The sequence below is a fragment of the Prevotella pallens ATCC 700821 genome, assembly GCF_000220255.1.
GTDB lineage: Bacteria > Bacteroidota > Bacteroidia > Bacteroidales > Bacteroidaceae > Prevotella > Prevotella pallens.
This window is the reverse complement of sequence record NZ_GL982513.1, coordinates 2140956-2150718: the sequence shown is the minus strand read 5'-3', so window position 1 is coordinate 2150718 and position 9763 is coordinate 2140956. Positions and strand designations below refer to the sequence as shown.

8 protein-coding genes and 3 pseudogenes are annotated in these 9763 nt (G+C 34.1%); 8 read left to right on the top strand and 3 right to left on the bottom strand.

The features are described from left to right. The first annotated feature begins 165 nt into the window (after positions 1–165). From HMPREF9144_RS08420 to HMPREF9144_RS08410, 4 genes and pseudogenes are all read left to right on the top strand, one after another. Positions 166–387: an Abi family protein gene (locus HMPREF9144_RS08420; protein WP_004356044.1), complete on the top strand. Its 222-nt coding sequence runs from the start codon at positions 166–168 to the stop codon at positions 385–387. A gap of 367 nt (positions 388–754) precedes the next feature. After that, positions 755–871: pseudogene (locus HMPREF9144_RS14000) on the top strand (hypothetical protein); the annotation flags it as partial. Beyond that, complete coding sequence (locus HMPREF9144_RS08415; protein ID WP_006045541.1) at positions 872–1750, top strand: leucine-rich repeat domain-containing protein; 879 nt, start codon at positions 872–874, stop codon at positions 1748–1750. A gap of 21 nt (positions 1751–1771) precedes the next feature. Continuing rightward, positions 1772–4837 (top strand): choice-of-anchor J domain-containing protein, encoded by a 3066-nt coding sequence (locus tag HMPREF9144_RS08410; RefSeq protein WP_006045540.1) that lies wholly within the window; start codon positions 1772–1774, stop codon positions 4835–4837. A 188-nt stretch (positions 4838–5025) separates the two neighbouring features. On the opposite strand, the gene fdxA is transcribed toward HMPREF9144_RS08410, so the two are convergent. Next, complete coding sequence (gene fdxA, locus HMPREF9144_RS12925; RefSeq protein WP_006045539.1) at positions 5026–5193, bottom strand: 4Fe-4S ferredoxin; 168 nt, start codon at positions 5191–5193, stop codon at positions 5026–5028. Between the two features lie 234 nt (positions 5194–5427). Here fdxA and porT point away from each other — a divergent pair, with 234 nt between their 5' ends. After that, positions 5428–6174: a type IX secretion/gliding motility protein PorT/SprT gene (gene porT / locus HMPREF9144_RS08405; protein WP_006045538.1), complete on the top strand. Its 747-nt coding sequence runs from the start codon at positions 5428–5430 to the stop codon at positions 6172–6174. Between the two features lie 268 nt (positions 6175–6442). Here porT and HMPREF9144_RS08400 read toward each other — a convergent pair whose 3' ends face one another. Then, positions 6443–7321 (bottom strand): bifunctional metallophosphatase/5'-nucleotidase, encoded by an 879-nt coding sequence (locus HMPREF9144_RS08400; RefSeq protein WP_006045537.1) that lies wholly within the window; start codon positions 7319–7321, stop codon positions 6443–6445. Positions 7322–7373: 52 nt separating this feature from the next. Beyond that, the gene (locus HMPREF9144_RS08395) at positions 7374–8162 is read right to left on the bottom strand and encodes a 5'-nucleotidase C-terminal domain-containing protein (protein WP_006045536.1); all 789 of its coding nucleotides are present in this window, start codon (positions 8160–8162) and stop codon (positions 7374–7376) included. A 244-nt stretch (positions 8163–8406) separates the two neighbouring features. On the opposite strand from HMPREF9144_RS08395, the gene rplS reads away from it, so the two are divergent. The 3 genes and pseudogenes from rplS to HMPREF9144_RS13705 all read left to right on the top strand — a co-directional run. Continuing rightward, on the top strand, positions 8407–8772 hold the full coding sequence (rplS, locus tag HMPREF9144_RS08390; protein WP_006045535.1) for a 50S ribosomal protein L19: 366 nt from the start codon (positions 8407–8409) through the stop codon (positions 8770–8772). 323 nt (positions 8773–9095) lie between these two features. Continuing rightward, positions 9096–9572, top strand: a pseudogene (locus tag HMPREF9144_RS08385) (phosphohydrolase). 6 nt (positions 9573–9578) lie between these two features. Further along, positions 9579–9763: pseudogene (locus tag HMPREF9144_RS13705) on the top strand (hypothetical protein); the annotation flags it as partial.

Sequence of the window (9763 nt, the reverse complement as noted above, 5' to 3'; positions counted from 1 at the left end):
ATAAATAGACAGCTGTGGGGAAAATGTGGGGAAAAATTAGATAATTAAAAAGGCTAAATGACTGGAAATAATCACTTAGCCTTTTAATCCGTACCCAGACCCGTACTTCGTAATTGCTGCGCCCATCATTCAAGACTGTCAAATCGGGTCTTTCCTGTCAAGCCAATGATGCCTATGCGTATGCCAAACACATGGATTACGGATTTCTCGTTCCGTGAACAAACACTTTATCCGCAACTCTGCTATGTGGTGTATTGGCTTAACTCCATTTCTATGGGCAACACTTTTGTTGCAGATTTCAAGCAGCTTTTATCGAAATACCCATCAGTAAGAACTCGTTTATTAGGCTTTCCTCATAATTGGGAACAAGAGCCTTTGTGGAGATAAAATAATTGCCCTGTTTCTTAAAAAGCACTGGGGCAAACCAGCTCCGTCTTTAATTGTTTCCAATAAATGGATTGTTTCAAGCCCCTATAGAAAGAGAACAAAAATTCCTGTGTGAAAATTAATCTACGACAAGGAGCAAGCAAGGAGCAATATCAAACAAAAATCAATACCTTTGCAGTACATATGAGATAGACCAAAACAAAAGTGGAATATCGGAAACGAATAGCAAGGAAAAGAGAAGAAACGACCCAAGTTGATGTCCTTTTTGAGTTAATAATCAATAAAAGCGTTAAATCTTCACCTTTTAGAATGTGCAATTAAAAATAACAACCATATTTCTGACTTATTATCTATAAAATATTGAGTAATAATCGGTTGTAAATACACTTTCTGTAAAAAGATTTCCTTAATAGAAATTCCAGCATCGGTAACTTCAATATCTGCAAGTGCTTTTAATTATTGTACACGGTTGGAAAATATAAATGTGGCAGATGATAATTCATATTATAAATCGGTAGATGGAGTACTTTTCAACAAATCGATGACAGAAATTTTACGTTACCCACTGTATAAAAAAGGAGCTTATGAAATACCTCAGACAGTTATTGTTGTTGGCGAATATGCTTTTCATCTAAGTACAGGACTTACTGAAGTTGTTTTGCCATCTACTTTAAAGGATATAAAGAAATGTGGTTTCTTTAATTGTTCAAAACTTACAGAGTTGTATTTACCATCTACAGTAGAAACAATTGGAAATAGTGCATTTGGTTCTTGTGCAAATCTCTCAAAAATAGTGATGTCTAATGGAATTATATCACTTGGCAATTGGTCTTTCGCAGGTTGTAAATCTTTAGAAAACATAGAATTACCAACTACACTTACAACTTTTGGAGAAGGAAGTTTTTCTGATTGTCCTAAACTAACAGCCATTTCAATTCCAGAAGGAACAACCATTATACCTGCTAGTTTTTGTGCAAACAATAAATTATTAGTTAGAGTCTCATTACCCCCTACTGTAACTAATATAGGCGACTATGCCTTTTATTCTTGTAAGGCAATGAGAAACTTATACTGTTATTCTGATAATCCACCAATATGTGGCATTTATCCTTTCTATGGTGTTGATAAATCGAAATGTACACTTTATGTCCCAGAAACATCTATTGAGAAGTATAAAACAGATAATGTTTTTAAAGAGTTTACATCTTTCTGTGGTATACCAACGAACATAAATGTAACGACAGAGAAAACAAAACCAATAGCTATATATAAGCTTGATGGACAAATTGCACCAGTTAACTATTCTGGTATTGTTATAGAAGTGATGCCAAATGGTGTTATACGAAAAACCTTTATTAAATAAACAATTATAGGGAGATGTGTTATGAAACAATATAAGTTATTTGTATTTACAACAGTATATCTCTGTATTTTGCAGACTTCTTTGCTATCTGCGCAACAGCGTATTACTATGCAGAATGCAGTTAAAACAAAATTGCCAACAGTAATGTCTGTTAAAACAAATCGTAAAGTTCTGACCAAAACAGATACAGAAAATAATTCACGATATGTACAGAATTTCGACGATAAGGCAGCATTCGAAACATTTATGGTGGTTAATAAAAATAATGATGAGTGTACTTGGACTTATGATAGTCGTGTGAAAGCAGCGCGATATAACAATAGTAAAACACTTGCAGCTGACGATTGGCTTTTATCGCCTAATATCAAGCTCGATAATAAGCACGCTTATATGCTCAATTTTAAATATCGTGCAGGATTTTGGAGCTATACTGAAACTTTTGAAGTTGGGATAGGAACAGAAATTGATACAGAAAACTATAAAATAATAGTTCCACGTATAGAAACCGCAGTAGATTCATTTCAAAATAATGAAACAGAATTTACAGTAAAGGAAGATGGAGATTATAGAATAGGTGTACATGCTATGAGTAAAGCAGATCAATACTATTTATTTATTGATGATATTTCTATTTCAGAGAAAGCACTTCTTGCAGCTCCTGCAGCAACTTCTATAATTGATATAAAGCCAGGACAACAAGGAACTTTAACTACAGATATTTCTTTTACAACTCCTACGAAAGCTTATGATGGTTCACGTATAGAATCGCTTACCAAAGTAGAAATATACAGGAATGCAAAGCTTATAACTACATTCGAAAATCCTAGTCCAAATGTACAACTCCATTATACAGATAATTCTCCTACTCAAGGAATTAATCAATATTCAATAATTGCTTATAATAATGTAGGAAAAGGACTAGCTGCCGTAAAGGAAACTTTTGTAGGTATAGATATTCCTGCACCTCCAAAAGATATTATTCTAAAAGAATCTGATAATAGAATAACATTAGCCTGGAAAACTCCTACCGAAGGTGCACACAATGGATATTTCGATGCTTCAACGTTGAGTTATAATGTGTATACTAAAGAAGGTGTAATTTTGGAAAAGGGTATTAAGCATTCTGAATTTATTGATAAAAACATAGAATTAAAGGGGGCACAAAAACTACTTTGTTATGGAGTTTCTGCAGTAACAGCAGGAGGAGAAAGTTTAATATCCCAATCTAATCCTATTGTAATTGGAGATTCTTATACAATACCATTCCACGAATCCTTTGCTATGGGGAAACCTACCGAGGAACATTTCTTTTGGGGTGAACAAAATGGAGAAAATGGATTCGTGTTTTCTACAACGCATAGTTATGATGATGAATATGGTTGCCTAGAATATTTACCAAAACGAAAGGGAGATAGTGCCTCCTTTAATACAGGTAAAATAGATGTACGTAATGTTAGAAATCCAGCTTTAATGTTTACATACTTTTGTTATCCCGGACATAAAATAAAGTTGAAAGTAATTGCAACATCTCCACAGAGAACCGATACTTTAGCTATTTATAATTATGCCGCTGTTGGTGAAACAAAGGAATGGAAGAAAAAAGTTCTTTTGTTGGATAAGTTTAAGAATGATGATTATGTAATATTAAAATTCTTAGCAGAAAGTTACAATACAGCTATACCTGTTTATATAGATGATATTAATGTTATTAATTATCTCGAATATAATGTAAAAGCCGAATTGAGATTAGTATCGGAGGCTAGGGTAGGGAAAGAAACAATGATAGGAGTAAAAGTAACTAATATGGGCAGTCAGCCAACAAAAGGAATGGTTGCTACTCTTTATGTCGAAGGAGAAAAATACGATGAACATGAATGTTTTGATTTACCTGTAAATCTCGGTAGTATGGAATTTTTCTATTACGAACCGAAGATTACTGATCCAGAAATGCTACATATATATGCTGTGGTAAGTTATTCTAACGATCAAGATTTAACTGATAATACCACGATAGTGGGTACGATGAAAGTGAAGTTTCCTAATTTTCCTCGAGTCGTTAATCTTAATGGGCAGCTCTTAAGTACAAATAAAGCACACCTATGGTGGACAAAACCAATAGAAGCCGAAGGAGGAAAAAAAGAAGAAGATTTTGAAAATTATGAACCTTGGTTAACAGATAAATATGGATTTTGGACTACTTTAGATGGTGATGAAGGAACAACGTATGGAATTAGAGGTTTAGAATTTGAACATAAAACGGAACCTATGGCTTTTATGGTGTTTAATCCAGAAGAACTGGGGGTGAATGTTGATGAGTATCCTCAATTTAAACCAGCAAGTGGCAAACAATTCTTGATAGCTATGTCAGCACAAGCTTCATCTACACGAAAAGGACATAACGATGATTGGCTAATATCTCCAAAATTATCTGGAGAAGCACAAACTATTAGTTTCAAAGCTAAAAATATAGATATTCAATATCCTGAGAAATTTGAAATTCGTTATTCTGTAACAGACAAAGATACAGCGCATTTTGTCCTTTTAACAACCATTGACAAGCCACTTAAAGATTGGACGCAATTCCAAATGGCTTTGCCGAAAGGTACACGTTACTTTGCTATTCATTCAATAGCAACAGATAGTTACGCTTTGATGATAGATGATATAGAGTATGAAATGGCTCCAATTGATATTATTGCTTACAATATATATATGGATAAGAATAAAATAGGAAATACAGCTGGAATTTCGATGTTTGAACAAAGCAATGTTCCTATTGGATTACATAGTTTTCAAGTATCAGCAGTATATGATGTTGGTGAATCTGCATTATCTAATGTAATTAATTTAGATATCCCTACGACTATTGTTAATGATATTCAGAAAAGCAATATCTCAATTGAAACAACGCATAGGCAGATTTCAATAAAAGCAATGCCAGGTGATTCTGTATTTATTTATACTTTAGACGGGCATATATTCTATTCTGGATATATTTCTAAGACGAATACAGAGATGTCTATTCCGAAAGGCGTTTACATAATCCGAGTAGGTAATCAATTTAGTCAAAAGGTTGTTGTTGATTGATTGTGAGTTTTGTAAATACTTAATTTTTAGTAGTAAGTATGCTTTAAATTATTTATTACACTGTTTTCACATTCTAATGTAATAGAGAAATATTTAAAATTCGTATTAAAATAAACGTAATACTAATTGAATAAAAAAAGCGGACTCTCTCGAGTCCGCTAAATTTAATCAGTAACAATTTGTTGTGATTAACCCAAGCTAATTGCTTCACTTGGGCAAACACTAGCGCATGAACCACACTCTGTGCAGGCATCAGCGTTAATTTTGTAAATGTCGCCTTCAGAAATTGCACCTACTGGGCATTCATCAATACATGTACCGCATGCGATACAATCGTTTCCAATTACGTAAGCCATAATTATCGATCTTTTATTATTTTAATAATGTTTTTGTATAGGGTTGTTATTTATCTCCCCTGTTTTTGTATGGTGCAAAGGTAAAGAATATTTTCGTAATACCTACAAATGATGATAAGATTTTGAAATATTTAGACAGGATACAAATAAAAAAACATTGGTAGAGTGGCGATACTATTGCTATAATTGCCTATTCTACAATAAAAAGACGATGGTAACGTTATAGTTATAGATATGAAAAAGCTTTTATATATAATATTATTAACTGTATTGTCGGTAAATAGTTTTGCTCAAGATAGAGCGGTACAAAATCGTCCTTATACAGATTTACGTCCTTTTCACTTTGGTGTAATGGTAGGTACGCACTTGCAAGACCTTGAATTTACTAATATTGGTCCACAAATGATTGATTTAGATAATGGTACAGGACCTGTGCAAAAACTTGTTTCGGTAGATCAAGACCGTTGGGACGCTGGTTTTACAGTGGGAGTGTTAGGTGAATTAAGGCTTAATACAACTTTTCAATTACGTATTGCACCTGCAATGTATTTTGGAACACGACATATTACTTTTAGGAATTTAACCGATTTAAATGCTAATGGGCTGCCAATTGAAAAGACGCAAGATTTGAAAACTGCTTATATTTCGTGTGCTTTCAATCTTATTGCTGCTGCTCCACGTTTCAATAATCATCGTCCATACCTAATGTTAGGTATTAATCCAATGCTAAATCTGTCAGGAAAGACCGATGATTATTTTAGATTAAAGGGAGGTGATGCTTATTTAGAAGTAGGAGTTGGGTGCGATTTCTATCTTCCTTTCTTCAAATTACGTCCAGAATTGAAATTTATGTATGGTTTATCTAATTGTTTAGATACAAATCATGCAAAGGAATTGCGCGATAAAAGTATGTTGATGTATACAAATTCGGCAAACGAAGCACGTTCTAAAATGATTGCTCTTACGTTCTATTTCGAATAAGTTTATTTGACGTGCTAAAACAATAAAGGAGCTAAGATGTTTTGTCATCTTAACTCCTTTATTTGTTTATAATAGTTTTAGATTTAATATAACTTTAATCCAAATTATTCATTGATAATTGCTCAAATATGTTTTGTTGTTGGGTTGGTTGAACTGACATTATAGCAGACGTGTTGTGAATAGTGAAAAATGAAACAGACAATTGCGACACAACAGAAAAACAAATATTATAGAGTAATATTATTGAAGTAAATAAATGGATTATAGTTTAATGAAGTAATTTTGTTTTTATCTCTTTTTGTTTTGTCTCTTTTTTCTTTTCAAGGTTTAATACTATTTTCCCAACGTAAATTCCCGACTTTCCGTTTTGGTCAATACCCACCTCTTTATTGTCTAAATCTTTTATATAAACCAAGTTTTTTAAGAATGTATGCGAATGACCACCTAATATAAGGTCAATTCCGTGTGTACCAGCAACAACTTCTTCATCGCTAATGCCTTCGATATTTATGCCCAAATGTGATATGCACAATATTAAATCGCATTTCTTTTTCTGCAATTCGTCTACACATTTTTGTGCACATTCTATTGGATCGAGATATTTCAATGGACCGTAGTTTGCTTTAACAACCAAGCCATCTAATTTTGGAGCTAAACCAAACACACCAATTTTAAGACCTTTACGCTTTAATATAATGTATGGTTTCACAATCTTCTTCAATTCGGTGCCTGCAAAGTCGTAATTTGCGCATACTATAGGATAGTTTAAGTTTTTAAACATTCGTATCATATTATCGAGTCCAAAGTCGAACTCATGGTTACCTATAGTTCCTGCATCATAGTGCATTAAATTCATTAATCCTACTTCTACATCGCCTTTAAATAAGGTGAAATAGGGCGAACCTTGACAGAAGTCTCCACTATCGAATAGTAATAAGTCTGGATCTTTAGCTCTTTCTTCTTTCAACATTGCTATGCGTCGTTCAAAGCCTGCACGTCCAGCGCGCAGCGTATCGGCAAGCGTAGTGTTGAAAGGCATTATTTGGCTATGCGTATCGTTAGTGTGCAAAATGGTAAGTTGTTTTGTTTGTGCGAAAACAACTATACTAAACATACAGAGAGCTGTTAGTAAAATATTCTTTTTCATTGTTTTTCTATTTTGTTATTGTTTTATTCATTTACTTTGCCATTACAGCAGCTCAATATTCGTTAGTGTTAGAGTAGCTTATACGCCCTTCGGTCTCGCTGTTTATGATCTTACCTTCTGCCGTCATAGCTTTGAAGTAGTTTAGAATAATATATCGCGTATTGTTTGAATGTTCCTGTGGCGAATTAAGATTTGTTTTGTCTTTGAAAGCCTCTAATTTATCGTTGCCTTGTGCTAAGTAATCTATTGTAGCAATACGATATTCTGCCTTTGGATCAATCTGTTTACCATTTAAGGAAGCGTATAGTAGTGTGTTGTTTTTACTTAATTTTAAACAAACTCCTTTACTAACGCCTTCTCCTCCAGTGTGTGCAATCTGTCGAAACAGTTCCAATACTTTATCACCAGTGAGCGTTAAGAAGCATATTTTATTCTCGAATGGCGCAATATCGTTTACGTCGCCTATAGTGACATTTCCTTTTGGTAGTGCAGCACGAATACCTCCCATATTGTAAACACCAAAATCTACTTTCTCATTATAACCTTTCGCTGCCCAAACCAATATATCTGCAAGTAAGTCCGATAAGTCGCTCTCTGGTCGGTGTGCCGTCATATAATGGTCAGCTTGTGCTACCACTGGACTCATAATACTGTCTACAACGTGTTTGTAGGGGGCTAAGAAGCTTACTGCTTTTGGGTCTTTCTCGTTATCGTAGCGTGCATCAATCAATATTCTGCTACGTTGTACACTCTTTAGTTGGTATTTCCCCTGTTGTGCTGCACAAGGTGTATAGGTTAAAACTGCAGTCATACTGCTTACTAAAAACATCTTTTTATCCATATTCTACTCTTTTAGCTTACTGCAAAGTTAGTAAAAACTTGTTGGTTAGCCGACTTATGTCTATCTGTTTTAATTCTGTAAGAGTAAAATATAGTTAAAGAAAGTTTACGAGTAAGAAGATTTTTCTCGTTTATCGAATAATTTATAGTAACTTTGCAGCGCTTTTCGGTATAACCGCTGGCCGTGGAAGAGTCATGAGCTATGTTGTATTGGAACGACAAACAATATTTAATTAATAAATAAAATGGATTTAATTAAAGTTGCTGAAGAAGCATTTGCAACCGGCAAACAGTATCCAAAATTTAGAGCTGGAGATACTGTAACAGTCGCTTACAAAATCGTCGAGGGTAATAAGCAGCGTATTCAGCTTTACCGCGGTGTTGTTATTAAGATTAATGGTGAAGGCGAAAAGAAACGTTTCACTGTTCGCAAAATGTCTGGCACTGTAGGTGTTGAGCGTATATTCCCTATGGAATCACCTAATATCGATTCTATCGAGGTGAACAAATATGGTAAGGTACGTCGTGCAAAACTCTACTACTTACGTAAACTTACAGGTAAGGCTGCTCGTATTAAAGAAAGAAGAGTGGTATCTGCTAAGAAAGATTAGTAGATTGTTTTTGCAACATTCCCAAATAAAAAAGGTTCGAAGCATTTCTGTTTCGAACCTTTTTTATATTTGGTAGGGTAGAGTGTGTTTTCTTATTCTGTAGAAAGAGATATAGATGCTTTGGAAAGGAGTATGTTGTGATGATTTTTGCTTCTATATGATAGAGTTAAAGCAGATAACAGTATTGTTGATTATCATAAAGTTACTGATTTTTAGCGACATGTGCAACTTTTTTACATTCATATTTCTGATATTTTATCTATTGATTAATTCCGCCAACGGGTTTGTAGAGATTTTTGTTACATATAAACTCAATTTTAGAAATGTTAGTCAACAAGGAAGAAGACATCGTATAATGTGCTGCTGAGTTAGCTTGCGAGCTACACAAAGGGCAAGTGGATAAAGCTGGAGTTGATTACTTCACAGGTCATCTTACAACTGTTGCCAAAATGGGAAGTACTTGGAAAGAGCAGATTGTGGGTTATCTACACGATGCAAGTGAAGATACTCCACATTCTGTTGAAGAAGTGCTTAACTTGTTAGATGCGAAATTAAGAACTCCCTTATCAGATACTGATAGACTTGAACTTGCCGATGCTTTACATTTGCTCAATCATCACCTTGCGCCTGATAGGGAAACATATATTCAGCGAATTAAAAGCAATGCCCTTGCAAAAGTAGTAAAGATGCACGACCTTACTCACAATATGGATCTTACTCGTATTCCTAATCCAGCAAAGAAGGATTATGAACGTATTGAACGATATAAGAAGGAATATGATTATTTGAGTGGACTTTGATAATAGATGATCAAGTTCCTTGAAGAATACAACCAATCTTCCCACGACTATGCACACTGTGCTGGCACTCACCACGAAAGAGCCAGCCAATGTCTGTATTATACAGCCAATATAATGCTTGATGTGAATGTGAAAATGTTATTTACTCTTTTCAGTAAATTTCTTATCTACTACACTAAGTTTGAAAACTC

Bases quoted from the DNA above. Each gene is read 5' to 3' on its own strand.
- HMPREF9144_RS08420 (WP_004356044.1), top strand. From the start codon at position 166: ATGATGCCTATGCGTATGCCAAACACATGGATTACGGATTTCTCGTTC.
- HMPREF9144_RS08410 (WP_006045540.1), top strand. From the start codon at position 1,772: ATGAAACAATATAAGTTATTTGTATTTACAACAGTATATCTCTGTATT.
- fdxA (WP_006045539.1), bottom strand. From the start codon at position 5,193: ATGGCTTACGTAATTGGAAACGATTGTATCGCATGCGGTACATGTATT.
- porT (WP_006045538.1), top strand. From the start codon at position 5,428: ATGAAAAAGCTTTTATATATAATATTATTAACTGTATTGTCGGTAAAT.
- HMPREF9144_RS08400 (WP_006045537.1), bottom strand. From the start codon at position 7,321: ATGAAAAAGAATATTTTACTAACAGCTCTCTGTATGTTTAGTATAGTT.
- HMPREF9144_RS08395 (WP_006045536.1), bottom strand. From the start codon at position 8,162: ATGGATAAAAAGATGTTTTTAGTAAGCAGTATGACTGCAGTTTTAACC.
- rplS (WP_006045535.1), top strand. From the start codon at position 8,407: ATGGATTTAATTAAAGTTGCTGAAGAAGCATTTGCAACCGGCAAACAG.